At 71.0% G+C, this 18,489-nt stretch carries 18 protein-coding genes; 6 read left to right on the top strand and 12 right to left on the bottom strand.

Annotated elements, in window-relative coordinates:
- Positions 1 to 251: 251 nt before the first annotated feature.
- Entirely contained in the window at positions 252 to 1,022 is a 771-nt protein-coding gene (locus AC6JBM_RS34065) for an endo alpha-1,4 polygalactosaminidase (RefSeq protein ID WP_350615465.1), read from the bottom strand.
- A 269-nt stretch (positions 1,023 to 1,291) separates the two neighbouring features.
- Between AC6JBM_RS34065 and AC6JBM_RS34060 the strand changes: the two genes are divergently transcribed.
- Positions 1,292 to 2,293: a carbohydrate kinase family protein gene (locus AC6JBM_RS34060; RefSeq protein WP_497978092.1), complete on the top strand. Its 1,002-nt coding sequence runs from the start codon at positions 1,292 to 1,294 to the stop codon at positions 2,291 to 2,293.
- Between the two features lie 148 nt (positions 2,294 to 2,441).
- Here the strand turns inward: AC6JBM_RS34060 and AC6JBM_RS34055 are convergent, their stop codons facing one another.
- The 5 genes from AC6JBM_RS34055 to AC6JBM_RS34035 all read right to left on the bottom strand — a co-directional run bounded on the left by AC6JBM_RS34055 (position 2,442) and on the right by AC6JBM_RS34035 (position 9,081).
- The gene (locus AC6JBM_RS34055) at positions 2,442 to 3,266 is read right to left on the bottom strand and encodes a carbohydrate ABC transporter permease (RefSeq protein ID WP_497978091.1); all 825 of its coding nucleotides are present in this window, start codon (positions 3,264 to 3,266) and stop codon (positions 2,442 to 2,444) included.
- A complete protein-coding gene (locus AC6JBM_RS34050) occupies positions 3,266 to 4,204 on the bottom strand; it encodes a carbohydrate ABC transporter permease (protein ID WP_350615294.1) in 939 nt (312 codons plus the stop codon). The genes AC6JBM_RS34055 and AC6JBM_RS34050 overlap by 1 nt, the downstream gene beginning before the upstream one ends.
- A complete protein-coding gene (locus AC6JBM_RS34045; RefSeq protein ID WP_497978090.1) occupies positions 4,201 to 5,526 on the bottom strand; it encodes an ABC transporter substrate-binding protein in 1,326 nt (441 codons plus the stop codon). The genes AC6JBM_RS34050 and AC6JBM_RS34045 overlap by 4 nt, the downstream gene beginning before the upstream one ends.
- 579 nt (positions 5,527 to 6,105) lie before the next feature.
- Positions 6,106 to 6,984, bottom strand: coding sequence for an SIS domain-containing protein (locus AC6JBM_RS34040; protein WP_497978089.1), 879 nt, complete (start codon positions 6,982 to 6,984; stop codon positions 6,106 to 6,108).
- A 789-nt stretch (positions 6,985 to 7,773) separates the two neighbouring features.
- Positions 7,774 to 9,081, bottom strand: coding sequence for an alpha-glucosidase/alpha-galactosidase (locus tag AC6JBM_RS34035; protein WP_497978088.1), 1,308 nt, complete (start codon positions 9,079 to 9,081; stop codon positions 7,774 to 7,776).
- 107 nt (positions 9,082 to 9,188) lie between these two features.
- Here AC6JBM_RS34035 and AC6JBM_RS34030 point away from each other — a divergent pair, with 107 nt between their 5' ends.
- Both AC6JBM_RS34030 and AC6JBM_RS34025 read left to right on the top strand, forming a co-directional pair.
- Positions 9,189 to 9,968: a DeoR/GlpR family DNA-binding transcription regulator gene (locus tag AC6JBM_RS34030; RefSeq protein WP_350615301.1), complete on the top strand. Its 780-nt coding sequence runs from the start codon at positions 9,189 to 9,191 to the stop codon at positions 9,966 to 9,968.
- Positions 9,965 to 11,215, top strand: coding sequence for a Gfo/Idh/MocA family protein (locus AC6JBM_RS34025; RefSeq protein WP_497978087.1), 1,251 nt, complete (start codon positions 9,965 to 9,967; stop codon positions 11,213 to 11,215). The genes AC6JBM_RS34030 and AC6JBM_RS34025 overlap by 4 nt, the downstream gene beginning before the upstream one ends.
- Before the next feature lie 507 nt (positions 11,216 to 11,722).
- Here the strand turns inward: AC6JBM_RS34025 and AC6JBM_RS34020 are convergent.
- A complete protein-coding gene (locus AC6JBM_RS34020) occupies positions 11,723 to 12,772 on the bottom strand; it encodes an alpha/beta fold hydrolase (protein ID WP_497978086.1) in 1,050 nt (349 codons plus the stop codon).
- Positions 12,773 to 12,790: 18 nt separating this feature from the next.
- On the opposite strand from AC6JBM_RS34020, the gene AC6JBM_RS34015 reads away from it, so the two are divergent.
- On the top strand, positions 12,791 to 12,979 hold the full coding sequence (locus tag AC6JBM_RS34015; RefSeq protein ID WP_497978085.1) for a hypothetical protein: 189 nt from the start codon (positions 12,791 to 12,793) through the stop codon (positions 12,977 to 12,979).
- 42 nt (positions 12,980 to 13,021) lie between these two features.
- A complete protein-coding gene (locus AC6JBM_RS34010; RefSeq protein ID WP_497978084.1) occupies positions 13,022 to 13,603 on the top strand; it encodes a TetR/AcrR family transcriptional regulator in 582 nt (193 codons plus the stop codon).
- 147 nt (positions 13,604 to 13,750) lie between these two features.
- On the opposite strand, the gene AC6JBM_RS34005 is transcribed toward AC6JBM_RS34010, so the two are convergent.
- The 5 genes from AC6JBM_RS34005 to AC6JBM_RS33985 are packed head-to-tail and all read right to left on the bottom strand — an operon-like array spanning position 13,751 to position 17,076.
- Positions 13,751 to 14,551 (bottom strand): MBL fold metallo-hydrolase, encoded by an 801-nt coding sequence (locus AC6JBM_RS34005; RefSeq protein WP_497978083.1) that lies wholly within the window; start codon positions 14,549 to 14,551, stop codon positions 13,751 to 13,753.
- Positions 14,548 to 14,952, bottom strand: a complete 405-nt coding sequence (locus AC6JBM_RS34000; RefSeq protein ID WP_497978082.1) for a thioesterase family protein — start codon at positions 14,950 to 14,952, stop codon at positions 14,548 to 14,550. The genes AC6JBM_RS34005 and AC6JBM_RS34000 overlap by 4 nt, the downstream gene beginning before the upstream one ends.
- A gap of 23 nt (positions 14,953 to 14,975) precedes the next feature.
- Positions 14,976 to 16,397, bottom strand: a complete 1,422-nt coding sequence (locus AC6JBM_RS33995; protein WP_497978081.1) for a PH domain-containing protein — start codon at positions 16,395 to 16,397, stop codon at positions 14,976 to 14,978.
- Positions 16,394 to 16,897: a PH domain-containing protein gene (locus AC6JBM_RS33990; protein WP_497978080.1), complete on the bottom strand. Its 504-nt coding sequence runs from the start codon at positions 16,895 to 16,897 to the stop codon at positions 16,394 to 16,396. The genes AC6JBM_RS33995 and AC6JBM_RS33990 overlap by 4 nt, the downstream gene beginning before the upstream one ends.
- Positions 16,894 to 17,076: an acetone carboxylase gene (locus AC6JBM_RS33985; protein ID WP_497986572.1), complete on the bottom strand. Its 183-nt coding sequence runs from the start codon at positions 17,074 to 17,076 to the stop codon at positions 16,894 to 16,896. Before AC6JBM_RS33985 ends, AC6JBM_RS33990 begins: the two co-directional genes overlap by 4 nt.
- 269 nt (positions 17,077 to 17,345) lie before the next feature.
- Here AC6JBM_RS33985 and AC6JBM_RS33980 point away from each other — a divergent pair, with 269 nt between their 5' ends.
- Positions 17,346 to 18,473 carry an AAA family ATPase gene (locus tag AC6JBM_RS33980; RefSeq protein WP_497978079.1) on the top strand — a complete coding sequence of 376 codons (1,128 nt, stop codon included), beginning with the start codon at positions 17,346 to 17,348 and terminating at the stop codon, positions 18,471 to 18,473.
- Positions 18,474 to 18,489 lie beyond the last annotated feature (16 nt).

Here is an 18,489-nt window from a genome sequence, read left to right as displayed (position 1 = left end):
GGCCGTAATCGAGGATGCGGCGCACTTCCGGCGGTTCGGCGGATGCGGAGCCGCGGCCGTAGTCGAGGATGTGGCGCGATGCTGGCGGTTCGACGAGTGCCGCGCCGCACCCGCAGCCGAGGATGTGGCGTCATCCCGGCGGTTCGGCCGGAATCCTGCCGGGGTCTTAGGCGAAAGCGCGTCGTGATCCGCGCGGCAAAGCGGGTGTCGCGCCGCACCCCCGGTCGAGGATGCGGCGCGAGCCCGGAGGTTCAGCAGGCGTCGTACTTGTAGGACCCGCTGCCGGGCGCCGTGACGTCGACGTCGCGCAACACGATCGACAGCGACGACCCGTACGCCTTGCACGCCTTGGTGAAGGCGCTCTTCGTGTACTCGATGACGATCACGTTGTTGCCGTAGACCGACGTGTAGTCGCCGCACTCGTCGTAGCGGCCGCACTCCTCGGCGATCGCGAAGTCCAGGCCGGCGGCCTTGCCCGCGCTGCCCAGAGCGGTGGTGTTCTTCTGCGCGATCGCGAGTCCCTTGTCGTGCGCGTGCGTGGCGATCAGCTTCAGCAGTGCGATTGCGTTCGACTTCACCAGCAGCCCCTTCGAGCGCTCGTACGAGTCGATGTTGTCCGGCTCCACGGCTTTGAAGCCCTTCGCCGCGCAGCCGTCGATCCAGCCGTTGACGATCCCGGCCACCGCCGTGCGCTTGGCCGCGGTCGAGACGTCGATGAGGTTCTCGCCCCAGTCGCTGTCCACGACGTACTGTCCCTTCGCGTCCTTCAGCAGCAGGTCGTCGTGGTTCGCCTGCCACCAGGAGATCTCGTCGGGCTGGGTCTGGAACACGTTGACGTAGCAGATGTTGTAGAGACCGGATGCCGGCGAGGCCGTCCGGTCGCGGCTGACCACCCGGACCCCGGACGGCGGCGAGTACGCGCCACCGATCTGGTAGTCGAACTGGGCGTTCGCCGGCGGCGGGGTGAACGTGGCGGCATCGGCGGTTCCGATGCCGAGTCCGATGACGGCAAGCACCGCCATCACGGGTACGCCGATGCGGCGCAGTGCGGGAATCACAGCGAGAGCTCCGAGGGGTTTCGGGATCTGCCCCGCCTCGGGTGCCGAGCACCCTGGCGACCTGTGTGCCGGACTCGGGAAGCGCTCCACTACCGGCTGGGCTCGATCGCTCGGGGCGATTCAACCGCTTAAATTCGTTACTGTCAATGGCTGTTTGTGTCCGAAAACTCGTGATACGAGCATGATCCTTCAGCTGGTACTGTCCGATCGAACACAAACCCGAGGGGGCGACGATGGTGCTCGACGTACTGGTGATCGGCGACGCCAACCCGGACCTGGTACTGCGCGGCGACGTGCACCCCCGCTTCGGCCAGGAGGAACAGCTGCTCGACGCGGCCGACCTGGTGCTGGGCGGCTCCGCGGCGATCACCGCGACCGGCTGCGCCCGCCTGGGCCTGCGCACCGGGCTGCTCGCCGCGATCGGCGCGGACGTGTTCGGCGCGTTCACCCGCGAACGACTGGAGGAGCGCGACGTCCGTCTGCTGCTCCCGGCCGCACCCGGCACCGGCTCGCCCGCACGGGCCGCAGCCGCGACCGGCGTGTCCACTGTGGACGCGGGCGGGTCCGCCGCGGCCGCGCCGGGCAACGGCACGCCGACGCCGACCGGGCTCAGCGTGATCCTGTCCGCGCCGGGCGATCGCGCGATCCTGACGCTGCCGGGCACCATCCCAACGCTGCGGCCCGAGGACGCAACCGACGCACTGCTCGCTTCCGCGCGACACGTCCACGTTGCGTCGCTGTTCCTGCAACCAGGACTGCACGCGGGGCTGGCCGGCGTGTTCGCTCGTGCCCGCGCGCTCGGCCTGACCACCTCGCTCGACACCAACTGGGACCCGTCCGGCCGGTGGAGGGGGCTGGACGACATTCTCGCGGTGACCGACGTGTTCCTGCCCAACACGGCCGAACTGCTCGCCGTCACCGGCGCGGACTCGACCGAGGCGGCGGCGGAACAGCTCGTGGCGATGGGCACGACCGTCGTGCTCAAGGACGGCGCTCGCGGCGGACGCGCCTGGTGGCCGGGCGGCGGGTACGCGACCGCGCCCGGGCTCGCCGTCGACGTCGTCGACACGACCGGCGCGGGGGACAGCTTCAACGCCGGCTTCCTCGCGGGCCGGCTGGCCGGTCGTGACGTGCCCGAGTCGCTGGCCTGGGCGGCCAGGGCGGGTTCACTGAGCACGCGCGCCGCCGGCGGCACCACGGCCCAGGCCACGCCGGACGAACTCGGCGCATCCTGAGCCGTCCGTGGTGCCGCCGGCGGCACGGTCCAGGCCAGGCCGGAGGAACTCGGCGCATCCTGAGCCGCGCGCGCCACCGGCGGCACCGCGGCCCAGGTCGCGCCGGAGGAACTCGGCGCATCCTGGGCGGTTCGCCGGCCGGGCGGGCTCATCCCTTCAGCCCGGTCATCGTCATCGTCGCCACGAAGCGCTTCTGGGCGACCAGGAACGCCACGACCAGAGGCAGCGTCGCGACCACGTTGCCGGCCATGAGCTGCGACCACTCGGTCCGCCGCATGCCCTGGAACGAGGCGAGGCCGACCTGCAACGTGTACTTGTGGTCGTCACTGATCGCCACGAGCGGCCACAACAGGTCGTTCCAGCTCGAAAGCAGCGTGAACACCGCAAGAGTCGCCAGTGCCGGGCGCGCGAGTGGCAGCACGATGCTCACGAACGTGCGCAGGACGCCACACCCGTCGATGCGCGCCGCCTCCTCGAGCTCCACCGGCAGCGACAGGAAGAACTGGCGCATGAGGAAGATGCCGAACGCGGACGCGAGCCACGGCACGAACGCCGCGGCCAAGGTGTCGACGATGCCCAGACGCGCGAACATGAGGTACGTCGGAATCATGAGCAGCTGGATCGGGATCATCACCGTGGCCAGCACCGCGGCGAACGCGATCCCGCGCCCCGCGAACTTCAGCCGGGCGAACCCGTAGCCGGCCGCCGAGCACAGCACGAGATGGGCGAGCACCGACACGGCCGAGACCAGCACGGTGTTGCCCAGCCACAGCAGGATGTGCGACTCCGAGAACAGCCGGCGGTACCCGTCGAGATGCAGGCCATCGGGGATGAACCGCGGCGGGAAGCGGTTGAGCTCGGCCTTGGTCATGAACGACGCGAGCACCATGTGCACAAGTGGCAGCACGAACATGAGCGACACGGGCATCAACACGAGGTGCCACGCGCTGAACGGGAGCACTTTCCGACGCATCAGAACGCCTCCTCGCCGCTCCGGCGGCTGCGCCAGATCACGAGCGCGGTGAGCAGCAGCGTGACGGCGAAGAGGATGTACGCCACCGCCGCCCCGTAGCCGAGACGCCGCGTCTGGAAGGCCAGCTCGTACACGTAGTAGACGACCGTCTGCGTGCTGTTCATGGGGCCGCCGCGGGTCGTCGTGTAGATGAGGTCGAACAGCTGCAGCGCCGTGATCGTCTGCCACACCGTGGCGAACAGCGTCACCGGGCGCAGCTGCGGCAGGGTCACGCTGCGCAGCACACGCCACTTCCCGGCGCCGTCGACGGTTGCAGCTTCGATCAGTTCTTTGGGCACATCCTGCAGGGCCGCGAGGTACACCACCGACGTGAACCCGACCTCGCCCCACAGCGCGACGATGCACACGACGACCAGCGCCTGCCGCGGGCTCTCCAGGAACTGCTGCGCGGGCAGGCCGGCCCGGCGCAACACATCGTTCGCCAGGCCGAACTGCGGATTGAACACGTAGCCGGCGAGGATGCCGGTCGCCGCCGCCGACGCCACGTACGGCACGAAGATGCACGTTCGATAGAAACCGATCAGCCGGATGCGCTGATTGAGCGCGATCGCGAGCAGCAGCCCGAGCACGATCGAACCGGGAACGAACAGCACGGTGAGCACGAGTGTGTGCTGCGCGGCGGCGGCCAGGTCCGGATCCTGCGCGAGTCGCTCATAGTTCGCCCAGCCGATGTCCGTCGGCTGCGCGATTCCGTTCCACTTGGTGCGCGAGATGAAGAACGCCCACACCGCGGGGAAGAGTGACAGCCCCACGACGATCAACGTCGCCGGTCCGGCGAACGCCCACCCGGTGAGCGTCCGCCGGAGCTTCCGGCTCGTGCTGGGCTTGGCGGCGGCCGGCGCCGGCGCGTACTTCGAGGCCGCGAACGTCAGCGTCACTCGATCGCCCCGGCCGACTTCTTGGCCGCCTCGTCGAGCGCCTCCTTCGGTTTCGCCGCACCCTGCAGCACCTTCGAGATCCCGTCGCCGACGTTGCGCGACATCTCCTCATAGCCCGCGACGGTGGGGCGGGCCTGCTTGGCATTCGCGAGGTTCTCGAAGAACTTCTGGCCGCCGGGGTACTCCTTGACGTACGCCGCGAACTCGGGAGTGCCCTGCTCGGAGGAGCGCAGCGGGAGGTTGCCGATCGCGAGGTTCCACTTCGCGTCGGTCTCCTTGCTCGTGAGCCACTTGATGAAGTCGCGCGAAGCGCCAGCCCGGTTTGCGTCATTGTGATCGAACAGCACCCACAGGTCCGGCCCCGACACCGTCTGGTGATCGCCGTTGTACCCGGGCAGCTGCGCGACGCCGTAGTCGAGCCCGGCCTCCTTGATCTCCAGCAGGGCCCACGGACCCGACATCATCATGCCGATCCGGCCGTCGTTGAAGAGCTTCGCGTACTGCTCGTCGGTCTGGTCGAGGTACATCGACTTGTCGTCGACCGCCATCGCGCGCAGCAGTTCGAGCGCGCCGACGCCCGCCTCGGAGTTGAAGGCCGGCTTGTTGCCGTCGAGGATCTTCCCGCCCCGCTGCCACAACATCGGCCACAGGTGCCAGGTCGTGTCCTCGCTGCCCGACACGGAGTACGCGGTTCCGTACAAATTCTGTGACGGATTGGTGAGTTTCTTGGCCGCCGCGCGGAAGTCGTCCCACGACCACTGGTCGGTCGGGTACGCGACGTGCGCATCATCGAACAGCTTTTTGTTGTAAATGAGCGCAAGATTGTCCACGAGTGCGGGCACGCCGATGACCTTGCCGTCGTACGTGGCCGTCTCGCGCGCCGCCGCCGGGATCTCCTGCCACCCGAACGACGGATCGGCGACGAACTTGGCCAGATCCTGCGTCTTGCCGCTCGTCGCCAGCTCGCCGGCCCAGCTGCCGTACCCGTACGAGATGTCGGGGTAGCTGTTGCTCGTGAACCCGGCCGAGAGCTTGGTGAGCAGGTCGTCAGTGGTCGCCGCACCCGACGACGTCTTGATCGTGACGTTGGGGTGCGCCTTCATGTACTCGGCGGCCAGTTCCTCGGCCTTCTGCTCGCCTTCGGAGGGCTGCCCGGTCCACCAGGTGAGCGTGACCTGGGCGGCTGGGTCGTACCCCTCGGCGGCGTCCTTGCCGTTGTCCGCCTTCGAGCCGCCGCCGCACGCGCCGAGCAGCAGCGCCAGACCGGTGACACCGGCGACCATTGATGTCCGTCGACTGCCTCGGGTGGGGATCAGCATCATCGCTGCACCTCTTCACTGGGGGATGTGGAGAGCTGTCGGTTTATAGGTTCATGCCGCCTGGCGGGCCATATGTCCGACAAGCCGGGCGATGCATCGCTGCATGAGTGCTCGTGCGTCTTCGAGTGGCACTTTGCGTTCAGATGCTGCATCGGTACTGCGTGTTGCTACGCGCCCAAATGTCGACGTCGAGCACTGGTTGTCGCGTCGGGCAGGATGGCCGCTTGGCTGCTGAGGGGCTGGTGTCGTTTCGTGAGTCGATGCCCGGCTTCGGTCGCCGGGCTCTCCTCGTGTCGTGCTGTTCGCGCCGTTCGCGTCGGGCTGTTTGTGTCCGGCTGTTCGTGTCGTTTCCAGTGCGCTTGCTGACCGGGCGGGTCTCCTGGCGCCGGTTGTCGAAGCCGGTGTCGCTTTGTGCTCGAGTGCTGGTCTCGTGGTGAGTCCCGGTCTCGGAGCGAGCCCTGGTTTCGTGGCGAGTGCTGGTCTCGGTGGCGGTGCTGGTTTCGTGGCGAGTGCTGGTCTCGGTGGCGGTGCTGGCTCCGTGGCAGTGCTGGGTTCGGGCGGGTGCTGGTTTCGGGGCGGGTCCTACGCGAGGACGACGGAGCGGGTCAGCAGGCGCGGATGATCCGGGTCGAGGCCGCGGTGCGCGGCGAGGGCCACGGCGAAGCGCTGGGCCAGGACCAGTTGCGCGAGCGGGTCGCGCGAGTCGCGGTACGGGCGGGCACCGGCGTCGCGGACGGCCTCGTCGAGGGAGTCGGGCACGGCCCCGAACGACCAGACCAGGCTGCGCGGGCCGGCCACGGCGACAGGGCCGTGCCGGTAGTCCCGCGCCGGATACGACTCGGACCACGCCTGTGCAGCCTCGCGCACCTTGAGTGCAGCTTCGTGCGCGAGTCCGATCGTCCAGCCAGTGCCGAGGAACACCAGGTGCTCGATGTCCGCCGGGTCGGCCGGCAGCGGGGCGGTGAGCGCGGCCTCGCCGTCGGCGACCAGATGGGCGAGGTCCTCGCCGAACGCGGCCCGGGCCAGGGCGAGCACGGTGGTGGGGAAGCGCGTCTGGACGACGCTGCGCTCGTCGGCGAAGTCCAGCAGCACCCGGGTGTCGACCAGGTCGTCGACCGGTTCGCCGGCCACGGCCGTGATCGCGACCCGGTGGGTGTCCGCCGGTACCGCGCGCAGAGCCTCCAGCACCTCGGTCGACGTGCCCGAGCGGGTGACGGCCACGACGCGGTCGTAGCGCCGGCGGGGCACGAACTCCGACGCGCAGACGGCGTCGGTCTCACCCAGCCCCGCGGACTCGCGCAGTTCGGCGATGCTCTGGGCGACGAACCACGAGGTGCCGCAGCCGAGCACGAGCATCCGCTCGCCGCGTGCGCCGAGCGCGGCCCGCCCCTCGTCGGCCAGCCCGACCCCGCGACTCCACACGTCCGGCTGGCTGGCGATTTCGAGCGAAGTGTCGTTCATGCGCGCACGCTATGCGCGCTTGCGTTCGTTCCACAAGGTTTCCTGCACAAGTGAACATTCGCCGTTGCGCGTTTGACCTTGGCTAGCCGTCCAAACGCGCACCCCGGCCACGCCATCCGCGCACTCCGCACCCGCCGGGCTGCGTGTGCGAATGTGCACCATCACGTCCGATCCCGCTTGGTGCGCATGGTGTTGTGCGCGAACGCGCAGCTAGCCCGCCGAGCAGGAAACACGCCGCATGCGTGCGCGAACGCGCAGCGAGCCCGCCGAGCAGGAAACACGCCGGATGAGTGCACGAACGCGCAGCGCCGCCCTCGGCGCCGGGAAGCGCGGAGAGCGGCGCGAGTGTGCGGCCGCCGCGTTCGGTTGCGTCCACACGCGGTCGCCCGTGCGAACGCGCAGCGCGGCCGTCCGGGCGGGATTGTGCGGGATAGGTGCGCGGATTTGTGCAGTGTGGTCGGCGGGGCGCGGAGGTGCGGGGAGGGGTGCGCGGTTGTGCGGGACGGATGCGTGAACGTGCGGTGCGGCCGGTCGGTCGGGCGCGGAGGTGCGGGGGAGGGGTGCGCGGTGTGCGGGGGAGGGGTGCGCCGTTGTGCGGGACGGATGCGTGAACGTGCGGTGCGGTTGGTCGAAGAGGTGCGGGGACGAGGCGCGGATGTGAGGCGCGATCGGTCGGGTGCGGTTGTGCGGGACGGGTGCACGAACGTGCAGTGCGGCCGGCTGGCCGGGGTGGGAGGCACGAGACGTTCGCGCGGACGTGCGCTGTGGTCTGCGCGAGTTGGCAACGGGTCAGAAGGACGCCGGGGCGCGCAGGGGTTCCGGCAGCAGCTCGCCGTGGGCGTTCGTCAGGTCGTCGCACAAGGACCAGATCTGGTCGACCGTCAGGGTCGCGGCCGTGTTCGGGTCGACCATCGCGGCCTGCCGGACCAGCCGCGGGTCGCCGGTCAAGGCGGCCTGCACGGTCAGCTCGCCCACGCTCACGAAGCCGCGGTTGACCGCCGCGCACTGCGGCGGCAGAGCGCCCACACGCTCGGGGTGCAGCCCGAGACGGTCGACGGTGCACGGTACCTCGACGCCGAAGCCCTCCGGCAGATTGCTGATCAGCCCCCGGTTGGCCACGTTGGCGTGGATGCGCCGCAGCGTGCCGGTCTCGATGCTGTGAATGATCTGCGGCGCGTACTCGGTCGCCTCCCGGTGCAGGTCCAGCGGCTCGCCGGCCAGCACCGCGGCGCGTGTCGTGGCGTAGTCGGCCAGGTTGGCCTCGCTGATGCGCACGTACTCGCCCACGGGAATGCGCAAACGCTCAATCTCGGCGTCGTGATGGAGGTACCACGGCACGTACTCGGCGGAGTGCTCGCTCGTCTCGGTGGGGAAGTAGCCGAGGCGGCGGTACATGTCCATGCGCACGCGGCGGCGTAGCTCGGGATCGCCCGACAGCCGCTCGTCCAGCCGCGGGTAGAGGCTCTCGCCCCGGTGCTCCCACCGCAGCAGCCACGCCTGGTGGTTCACACCGGCCGCGCGGTAGTCCACCTCGTCAAGCGGTACGCCCAGCAGCGCGCACAAATCGTGCACGGTCCAGAAGACCGAGTGGCACAGGCCCGCCACGTTCAGGTCGGGCGCGATCGCGGCCAGGTACGCGACGTTCATCGCCATCGGGTTGGTGTAGTTGAGCAGCCACGCGTCCGGGCAGAGTTCGCGCATATCAGCCGCGATCCCGTCGAGTACAGGGAACGTGCGCAGGGCGCGAAAAATACCCCCGACGCCGACGGTGTCACCGATGGTCTGGCGCACTCCGTACTTCGCCGGTAGCTCAAAGTCACGAACTGTCGCAGCGTGCATCCCGACCTGGATCGCGTTGATAACGTACCCAGCGCCCGAGAGCGCGGCCCGCCGATCCAGCGAGGCCGTGATCACGGGCGATGCGCCGAGCTGCTCGGCGGTGCGGCGGGCGATCGCCTCGGCCGTCTCCAGCCGCTCGGGATCAATGTCGTGCAGTGCGAGGGTCACGCCGCGCAACTCGTCGAAGGACAGCAGGTCGGCGAGCAGTTCGCGAGTGAACACCACACTGCCGGCGCCGAGGAACGCGATCACAGTCATGGACGGGATTCTCGGCAGCACGTGCACACTCGCACAAGGTATCGTCGCGATTCGCGCGCAAATGAACTATCTTCACTGCGCGTTTGATCATCAGACCGGAGCTGGAAATGACCCAGAGTTCGCTGCGCCGGGCCGACCGCGTGTCGGCCATCCTCGACCGGGTGTCGCGGGAGGGGTCCGTCGACGCGGCCGTCCTCGCCGAGGAGTTCGAGGTCTCGCCCGCCACCATCCGCCGCGACCTGCAGGTGCTGGAGGAGCAGCGGCTCGTCTCGCGCACGCACGGCGGTGCGGTGGCCGTGGACATGGCCTACGAGCTGCCCGTCCGGTACCGAACAGGCCAACATCGCGAGGAGAAGGTCCGCGTGGCCCAATGCGCCGCGGGACTCCTGCCGCACGGGCAGCTGACGCTCGGGCTCAGCGGCGGCACGACCACGCTCCTGCTGGCCCGCCTGCTCGCCGTCCGGGTCGACCTCACCGTCGTCACCAACGCGCTGAACATCGCCTCCGAGCTGGTGCTGCGGCCCCGGATCAAGCTCATCATGACCGGCGGCGTCTCCCGCACCCAGTCCTACGAGCTCGTCGGGCCGATCGCGGAGGAGGCCCTGCGCGGGCTCAACATGGAGATCGCGGTCATCGGCGTCGACGGGATCAGCGCCCGGGGCGGCCTCACCACCCACGACGACGCCGAGGCGCACACGAACCGGGCAATGCTCCGCCAGGCCGACAAGGTCATCGTGGTCGCGGACGGCTCCAAGGTCGGCCGTGTCTGCCTCGCGCAGATCAGCCCGCTCGACTCCGTCACCACGCTCATCACCGACAGCAGCGCCGATCTGGACCAGGTCGAGGCGATCCGCCGGACCGGCACCGCCGTGGTGGTGGCGGGTTGAGCGCGCCGGTGCGGCTGCTGGTGGTCGGGGCCGGGCAGCGGGGCACGTGGTACTCGCGGCTCGCCGTGCAGACCGGACACGCCGAGATCGTTGCGGTCGCCGAGGCCGATCCTGCGCGCCGCGCCGCGTTCGCGCGCGAGTTCGGACTGCCGGAGGTGAGCGTTTTCGACAGCTGGGAGCGGCTCGCCGGCCGGGAACGGCTCGCCGACGCGGCGATCGTCGCCACGCAGGACGCGATGCACGAGGAGCCCACGGTGCTGCTCGCCGCGCAGGGATACCACCTCATGCTCGAGAAGCCGATGGCGCCCGAGGAACCGCCGGCGCGCCGGATCGCCGAAGCGGTCATTGAGGCCGGCGTGATCGCGGCGGTGTGTCATGTGCTGCGGTACACCCCGTACACGGCCGCGCTGAAGGAACTGCTCGATGCCGGGCGCATCGGCCGGATCGTGAGCATCCAGCACCTCGAGCCCGTCGGATGGTGGCACCAGGCGCACTCGTTCGTGCGGGGGAACTGGCGCAGCGCGGCGGTGTCGTCGCCGATGCTGCTCGCCAAGGCATGTCATGACGTCGATTGGCTGCTGTACCTCGCCGGCGAGCCGGTCCGCCGGGTCAGCTCGTTCGGCGGGCTCGCGCATTTCCGGGCCGACCAGCGACCCGTGGGAGCCGCGGACCGGTGCCTTGACTGTTCGATCGAGCCGGGGTGTCCGTATTCGGCGCCGAAGCTGTACTTCCCGCTCGTGGGCGTGCAGTCGCCGAGCGAACCCGTGCATTGGCCGCTGTCGGTGGTTTCGGCCGATGCGAGCCGGGCGGCGGTGACGGAGGCGTTGCGAACGGGGCCGTACGGCCGCTGCGTCTACGCCTGCGACAACGACGTGGTGGACCATCAGGTGGTGGCGATGGAGCTGGCCGGGGGCGGGACCGTGTCGCTCACGATGACCGCGTTCACGCCGGCCGAGCACCGTAAGACGCGCATTTTCGGCACCCATGGATACATCGACGGGGACGGGCACTCGATCCGGCTCGTCGATTTCCGCACTGGCGCGGACGAGACGACGAGCGTCGACGCCCGCGGGTCCGGGGACCACTCCGACGGCGACGCCGGGCTGGTCTCGGCGTTCGTGGCCGCGGTGGCGGCGGGCGACGCGGGGCTGCTGCGCTCGGATGTGCGCACGAGTCTTGCGGGCCATCAGGTTGTCTGGGCCGCGGAAGAAGCCCGCCGCTCCGGCACCGTCGTGTCGCTGCCCTAGCCGCGCACAGATGGTCGGTGACAGGTGCGCGGGCTTGTCCACATGAACAAGCCCGCGCACCGTCGTGGTCGTCGGCCGGCGGCGAAATGGTGCGCGCCTCTGCGCGAATGAACAAATCCGAGCGCCAGCTTGTCGTGGTCGTTGGCCGGCCAGCAAAGCGGTGCGTGTATCTGCTCGAATGAACAAATCCGAGCGTCGGCCCGTCATCGTTGGCGGCAGAGCGGCAGAGCGGCAGAGCGGCAGAGCGGTCGGGCGGTGGAGCGGTCGGGCGGCAGAGCGGCAGAGCGGTCGGGCGGTGGAGCGGCCGGGCGGCAGAGGGGCAGAGCGACCGGGCGGCATAGCGACCACCGGGCGGCAGAGCGACTCGGCGACAGAGCGGAGCGCGCCTCTGCGCGAATGAACAAACCCGACCGCCGCCTAGTCATCGTTGGCGGCCGGGCGGCACAGTGGTGCGCGGGTCTGCTCGAATGAGCAAACCCGCGCACCAGGAGCCGTCAGCGCCGCTGATCAGCAGCGAACCGTCCGCAGTGCGCTCAGGAACTGCGCCGGCTGGCTGAACGCGCAGAAGTGGCTCGCGCCGTCGATCAGGACGAGCTCCTTCTGCGGCGCGACGACCTCCGCGAAGTAGTCCACCGCTGGCTCGGTCAGCGTCACCACGTCGTGCGCGCCCTGGAAGAGGAAGAACGGCACGTCGAACGAGGTGCCCAGCGCGCGGGCGTCCCACTGCATGAACTGCTCGAACATCAGGTCGCGCGACTTGCCGAAGCCCTTGAGCCAGGCCGACACGTCGGCTAGGGAGTAGTCCGGCTTGGTCAGCAGCAGCTTGAACAGCGTGGTCAGGGCCGCGTTGCCGGTGGTCGGGTCGGTGCCCATGCTCCACTGCATGCGGGTACCCCAGCTCTTCACGTCCCACGTGCGCGGGTCGGCGTCGAGCCGCTCCAGTGCCGCCACGCCCCGCCGGTTGCCCGCCGCGCGCAGTCGTTCGATGGTGTCCACGCGGCCCTGGCGCTCGTTCTCGACCATGTTCACGTAGAAGTCGGTGCCGACGTAGGCGCAGAACAGGTCGGGGCGCCGCTTGACCATCGGCAGGCCCACGATCGTGCCCATCGAGCCGGCCATGAGCAGGATGCGCTCCTGGCCGAAGTACTGCCGCAGGTGCTCGGCGACCTCGATGCCGTCCTCGACCATCAGCTCGAAGTCCAGCTCCTCGGGGCGCAGGCCGTTGCGCCGCAGCGTTCTGCCCGCGCCGCGGCGGTCCCAGTGCACGACGGTGAAGTGCCGCTCCCACTCGCGCAGCGCCGGGGTGAACACCGAGTACGGCGAGCCCGGGCCGCCGTGCACGACGAGCAGCACCGGGTTGGCGCGGTCCTCGCCGCGGATCTGCAGCCACTGCTCGACACCGCCGATGGTGACGTACCGGCCCTCGGTCACGCCGTTCGGCGTGTCGATGCGCGCGTCGTTCGCGCGCTGGTGCTTGCGGACGGCGCGGTAGGCGAGCGGCGCGGCGGCGATCGTGGCGGCGGCGGCAGTGGCGGCGGTGATGGCAAGCGCGGACATGGTGGGCCTCCCCGATTGGTGGTGCCGGGCTTCGACTTGGTGGTGCCGGGCTTCGACTTGGTGGTGCCGGGCTTCGACTTGGTGGTGCCGGGCTTCGACTTGGTGGTGCCGGGCTTCGACTTGGTGGTGCCGGGCTTCGACTTGGTGGTGCCGGGCTTCGACTTGGTGGTGCCGGGCTTCGATGCATCTGACTGTACAGAAGTCTGAGACAAATGTACAAGACAAAGTTCTCAGACGTATGCTTCAGACATGGGTAACCGGGAGAAGCTGCTCGACGGGGCGCTGCAGTGCCTGCTCGAGAAGGGGTACGCGGCCACGACCGCGCGGGACATCGCCGGCGCGGCGGGTGTGAGCCTGGCCGCGATCAACTATCACTTCAGGACCACGGAGGCCCTGCTCAACGAGGCTCTGCAGCGGGCGCTGGAGCAGTGGGGCGACGAGATGGAGCGGGCCCTGCGCGGGGCGGCGGACGTGGCGAACCCGGCCGAGCGCTTCGAGGCGGTGTGGGCGAGCGTGATCGCCTCGGTCACCGCGAACCGGCCGCTGTGGACGACGCAGTTCGAGGTGGTCACGCAGCTGGGGCGGCAGGCGGAACCGTCACCGGCGTGGGCGGAGGCGCAGGGGCAGGCCCAGGCCGGGCTCGCCGCGTTGTTCCACGGCATCGACCCGCAGACGGAGCCGGAGCTCGCCCGGGTGATCGGCGGCTTCTACCACGCGCTGCTCACGGGTGTCGTCGTGCAGCACCTGGCGGTGCCGGAGCAGGCGATGAGCGGCCGCGACCTGGCCTTCGCCCTCCGCGACATCAGCCGGCGCCTCGCCCGGAAACAGTGACCGGCAAAAGGAGCAGCGACCGGCAAAGGAGCAGCGACCGGCAAAGGAGCAGCGACCGGCAAAGGAGCAGCGACCGGCAGAAGAAGCAGCGACCGGCAAGAAGGGAAGGCAGACCGGCAAGAAGGGAGGACAGGGAAGGCAGGAGGATCAGGGCTGGTTCAGGTGCAGATAGCCCCGATGGACGGCCGGCAGCGTGATCTCGTGCGGGAACGGGGACTTCGCCGCGACCCGCTCCGGCGGCGCCCCGTCCGCGTCGCCTTCCCGGATCAGCCAGGCGAGGGCGGCGAGCTGCTCGTGCTGGGCCGCCACGAACCGGTGTGTCACCACGGCGCCGTGGCCGGGCACGACCTGCGTCTGCGGGCCGATCTCGGTCAGGAGGGCGGCCACCGTGTCCGGCCACTCCAGCGGGAAGGCGTCGTCGAACCGCGGCGGCCCGCTCTGCTCGACCAGGTCGCCCGCGACGACGACGTCGGCGTCCGGCACGAGCGCCACGAGGTCGCCGATCGAGTGCCCGCGGCCGTAATGGCGCAGCAGCACCGGCCGCCCGCCGAGGTCGAGGTCGGCGGCGGTGCGCACGAGCCGGGTCGCGGGCGTCGGGGTGACGGCGGCGAGGTCGGCGGCCAGGTCGGGGTGCTCGAGCACGGCCCGGTCGCGCAGGGCCGGCCCGACCAGCCGGGCGGCCTCCTCGTGCGACCAGATCGGGGAGCCGTCGGCGGCGAAGACCACGTTGCCGAAGCAGTGGTCGAAGTGGTGGTGGGTGTTCACGACGAGGACCGGCAGCGGCGTCACGCGGCGGACCGCGGCGAGCAGGTCCCGGGCCTGCGCGGCGGTGGACAGCGTGTCGGCGACGAGGGCCGCCTCGGCGCCGACCACGAGGGTGGCGTTCACGTCGAGGACCGGGTGGCGCAGCACGTGCACCCCCGCGGCGATCTCGCGCAGCACCGTCATAGCGACGCCAGGAACCGTGCTCGGTCGACGATGACCCGCTCGACGCGCCCCTCCGCCACGACCTGCTTGCCGTCGCGGACCACGATCTCGAACGTGAGCCGGCGGCCGTCGGCCTTGGCCAGGCGGGCCTCGGCCACCACGCGGCCGCCGATCGGGGTGGCGGCGCGGTGCTCGAGGTCGGCCCGGGTGCCGACGGTCGTCCAGCCGGGTGGCAGGCGGCTCGCGGTGGCGCCGACGGTCGCGGCCTCGGCCAGGGCCAGCACGCGGGGGGTGGCCAGGACCGGGACGTCGCCCGAGCCGAGGGCCTGGGCGGTGTCGGCGTCGGTGACCGTCAGCTCGACGCGGGTGACGGCGCCGACCCAGGAGGCGGCATCGACCGTGGGGCGCTCGACCGGCTGCATACCCTCAAGACTAGCGACCGCGGTCATTGCCCGGGTGCGTGAAACCCGAAGGCCGGCGCCGCGGGCGGCTCCGGCACCGCGGGAGGCTCGGGTGCCGCAGGTGGCTCCGGGGTCGCGGGCGGCGGCGGGGCGGCCGCGGCGAGGCGGGCCGCGAAGGTGTGGCGCGCGGCCCGGGAGCGTGCGGCCAGCTCGCCCGCGAGGTGGTAGGCGTCCTGGGCGTCGCGCAGGCGGGCGGTCGCGGTCAGGCCGCCCGCCGTGTCCACGGTCACCGTCGCCAGCGACAGCGCGCGCTGCAGCGGCCCCTGCACGACCCGCACGCTCTGCACCCGCGCCAGCGGCACGGCCACGACCTCGCGGGTGAGGACGCCCTCCCGCACCACGACCACGTCGTCGGTCACGGCCACCCCGATGCGCGACCACGACCACGGCCCGAGCCACCGGGCGCGGCGGGGCGGGCGGCTCACGGGCAGCGCGGTGACGTCGACGGGGGCGGCGATGACGGCCTCGGCCAGTACCGAAGCGGCCACCGATGCGGCGTCGGAGGCCGCGGCGACGGGCACCAGCGTGCCCGCGCGCAGCTGCTCGTCGCCGTCGCCGCCGTAGCCCGCCACGTCCATGCGCGCCCGGGCCCAGCCGGCCGGGCGCCACAGCAGCGGCCACGTCAGCTTCACGCCCTGCACGCGCCGCGGCGGCACCGACTGGCTGCGCTTGTTCAGCAGCCCCTGCCGCACGCGCAGGGCCGCGGTGTCGTCGGCGATGCGGAAGTCCCACTCGTCGAGCACGCGGCGCACCGGCACCTGGAAGACGCCGAGGAACGCGGTGATGGTGCTCGCCGCGCCGATCAGGGTCCAGTCGGGGTGCGCGAGCGCCGGCCAGATGACGAACGCGGCGCCGACCGGCACCGCGAGCAGCTGCGGGGTGAGGACCTGGGCGAGCAGCAGCCGGCGGTTGTCCACGGTGAACAGCGGGCGCTCGTCGTCGGGCGCGGCGGGCGCGGCCCCGGTCGCGAGGCCGAGCAGGCTGGCGCGCAGCTCGGTGGCGCCGGCGACGGTGAGGTACGCCAGCGGCGCCTCCGCCTTGCTGCCCCCGATCACCTCGAGGCGCAGCTCGGCCAGGCCGAACACGCGGGCCAGGGCGGGCCGCACGACGTCGATCGCCTGGACCCGCTCCAGCGGGATGGTCCGCACCCGCCGCGACAGCAGGCCCTCGTGGACGCGCAGCTCGCGGCCCACGACCTCGTACCCGGTCACGGCCCACACCACCGCCGACACGAGCACCGCGCCGACGAGGATCACGACCATGGCGATCAGCCAGTGCAGCAGCCCGAGGTCGGACAGGCCGCGCCAGGAGACGGCGACGGCGGCCAGGGCGACCAGCTTGGCCCCGCGCACCAGCGGCGTCAGCGGGTGCAGACGCTGCCGCGGCAGGGTCAGGGGCTCGGTCACAAACCCTCTTCCCGGATCTCGCCCAGGGCGGCGAGCCGGTCGCGCAGCCGGGTGGCCTCGGCGGCCTCCAGGCCCGGCACGGTGGCGTCGCTCGCCGCGGCGGCCGTGTGCAGGGTGACCGTGGCCAGGCCCGCGGCGCGCTCGATCGGCCCGGCGGTCACGTCGACGAACTGCATCCGGGCGTACGGCACGATCGACAGCCGCCGCACGAGCAGCCCGTGGCGGACCAGCAGGTCCTCGGCCCGCTCGGCGTAGCCCCAGGCGCGGATGGACCGGCGCAGGAACACCGCGCGCAGGGCGCCGCCGGCGACGATCGCGACGGCCGCGGCGTAGCCCCAGGCCGACCACAGCACCGCGGCGACCAGGGCGGCGAGCGTGAGGATCAGCACCCAGACGCCCAGGACGGCGAGGCGGACGAGGAAGTACCGCGCGGAGATCGGCCGCCACTCGACCGTGTCGGGCCAGGGGCGCAGCGGGTCGGGCGCGACCGGAGCGTTCACCCCTCGAGCGTAGTGGTCTCGCGCAGGAAGCCGCGCGCCGCGAGGAAGTCGCCGAGTGAGTCCCGGTGCTCGTCGCAGGCCAGCCAGATCTTGCGCCGCTCGGGCGTGTGCAGCTTGGGATTGTTCCACAGCAGCTGCCAGCGGGCCTCGGAACGGCAACCCTTCGCGGAGCAGATCATCACGTCCACGCCAAGAGTGTGAGCGCCGGGCGGCCACGGGGGAAGCCGCCCGGCGACGGGTGAATCGTACCCACTGCGGTACGGGTGGTGTCCAGTCGTCGCCTGCCCGGTGACGAAAATCCCCCGGATCGATAGCCACATATCCGATATATCGGACCAAGTCGCCGGGGAGGCAACTCCCAGTAGGCTCTCAGGAGCATCGGATCGCGATCGGTCGCCGCGCCGTGCGACGCTAGGTTGACCGGCGTTAGGTTTGTTCCGACGTTAGGTTGACTCGGAAGTACAAGCGCGCGCGTGGAGGACCGGTGACCCAGCCGAACAACCCTGTCTCGACCCCAGCTCAGGACGCGACCGTGCTCGAACGGGCGCTCTTCGAGGTCAAGCGGGTGATCGTCGGCCAGGACCGCATGATCGAGCGGATGTTCGTGTCCCTGCTGTGCCGCGGCCACGTGCTGCTGGAGGGCGTGCCCGGCGTCGCCAAGACGCTCGCCGTGGAGACCCTCGCCCGGGTCGTTGGCGGCACCTTCTCCCGCATCCAGTTCACCCCGGACCTGGTCCCGGCCGACATCGTCGGCACCCGGATCTACCGGCAGTCCAGCGAGAAGTTCGACGTCGAGCTCGGGCCCGTGTTCGTGAACTTCCTGCTCGCCGACGAGATCAACCGGGCCCCCGCCAAGGTGCAGTCGGCGCTGCTGGAGGTCATGGCCGAGCAGCAGGTGTCGATCGGCGGCGAGACCTACGACGTGCCCCGCCCGTTCCTGGTGATGGCCACCCAGAACCCGATCGAGCAGGAGGGCGTCTACCCGCTGCCCGAGGCCCAGCGCGACCGGTTCCTCATGAAGATCCAGGTGGGGTACCCGACCGACGCCGAGGAGCGCGAGATCGTCTACCGGGTCAGCGTGAAGACCCCGGAGCCGACCGCGGTGCTCACCACCCAGGAGCTCATGGCGCTGCAGGACAAGGCCGACGACGTCTTCGTGCACAACGCGCTCGTGGACTACGCGGTGCGGCTGGTGGTCGCGACCCGCGCCCCGGCCGAGCACGGGCTGGGGGACATCGCGCACCTCATTCAGTACGGTGCCAGCCCCCGCGCCTCGCTCGGCATCGTGCGGGCGTCGCGCGCGCTGGCCCTGCTGCGCGGCCGGGACTACGCGCTGCCGCAGGACGTGCAGGACATCGCCCCCGACATCCTGCGCCACCGGCTGGTGCTCTCCTACGACGCGCTCGCCGACGACATCCCGGCCGACGACGTCGTGCGCCGGGTGCTCGCCGCCGTGCCGCCGCCCACCGTCGCGCCCCGCCAGCAGGCGACCACCGCCCCCGCGGGCCAGCCGGGGCAGCCGGGGCAGCCGGGTCCGGGCGGCACGACCACGATCACCACGTGGCCGGGGCGGTGAAGATCCAGAGCGGCAC

The sequence above is a fragment of the Dactylosporangium thailandense genome (assembly GCF_059739745.1).
This window is presented reverse-complemented; position numbering and strand designations above follow the sequence as displayed.

Excerpts from the sequence above, each read along its gene's own strand:
- AC6JBM_RS34065 (WP_350615465.1), bottom strand. The coding sequence starts at position 1,022 with ATGGCGGTGCTTGCCGTCATCGGACTCGGCATCGGAACCGCCGATGCC.
- AC6JBM_RS34060 (WP_497978092.1), top strand. The coding sequence starts at position 1,292 with ATGGTGCTCGACGTACTGGTGATCGGCGACGCCAACCCGGACCTGGTA.
- AC6JBM_RS34055 (WP_497978091.1), bottom strand. The coding sequence starts at position 3,266 with ATGCGTCGGAAAGTGCTCCCGTTCAGCGCGTGGCACCTCGTGTTGATG.
- AC6JBM_RS34045 (WP_497978090.1), bottom strand. The coding sequence starts at position 5,526 with ATGATGCTGATCCCCACCCGAGGCAGTCGACGGACATCAATGGTCGCC.
- AC6JBM_RS34040 (WP_497978089.1), bottom strand. The coding sequence starts at position 6,984 with ATGAACGACACTTCGCTCGAAATCGCCAGCCAGCCGGACGTGTGGAGT.
- AC6JBM_RS34035 (WP_497978088.1), bottom strand. The coding sequence starts at position 9,081 with ATGACTGTGATCGCGTTCCTCGGCGCCGGCAGTGTGGTGTTCACTCGC.
- AC6JBM_RS34030 (WP_350615301.1), top strand. The coding sequence starts at position 9,189 with ATGACCCAGAGTTCGCTGCGCCGGGCCGACCGCGTGTCGGCCATCCTC.
- AC6JBM_RS34020 (WP_497978086.1), bottom strand. The coding sequence starts at position 12,772 with ATGTCCGCGCTTGCCATCACCGCCGCCACTGCCGCCGCCGCCACGATC.
- AC6JBM_RS34010 (WP_497978084.1), top strand. The coding sequence starts at position 13,022 with ATGGGTAACCGGGAGAAGCTGCTCGACGGGGCGCTGCAGTGCCTGCTC.
- AC6JBM_RS34005 (WP_497978083.1), bottom strand. The coding sequence starts at position 14,551 with ATGACGGTGCTGCGCGAGATCGCCGCGGGGGTGCACGTGCTGCGCCAC.
- AC6JBM_RS34000 (WP_497978082.1), bottom strand. The coding sequence starts at position 14,952 with ATGCAGCCGGTCGAGCGCCCCACGGTCGATGCCGCCTCCTGGGTCGGC.
- AC6JBM_RS33985 (WP_497986572.1), bottom strand. The coding sequence starts at position 17,076 with ATGATCTGCTCCGCGAAGGGTTGCCGTTCCGAGGCCCGCTGGCAGCTG.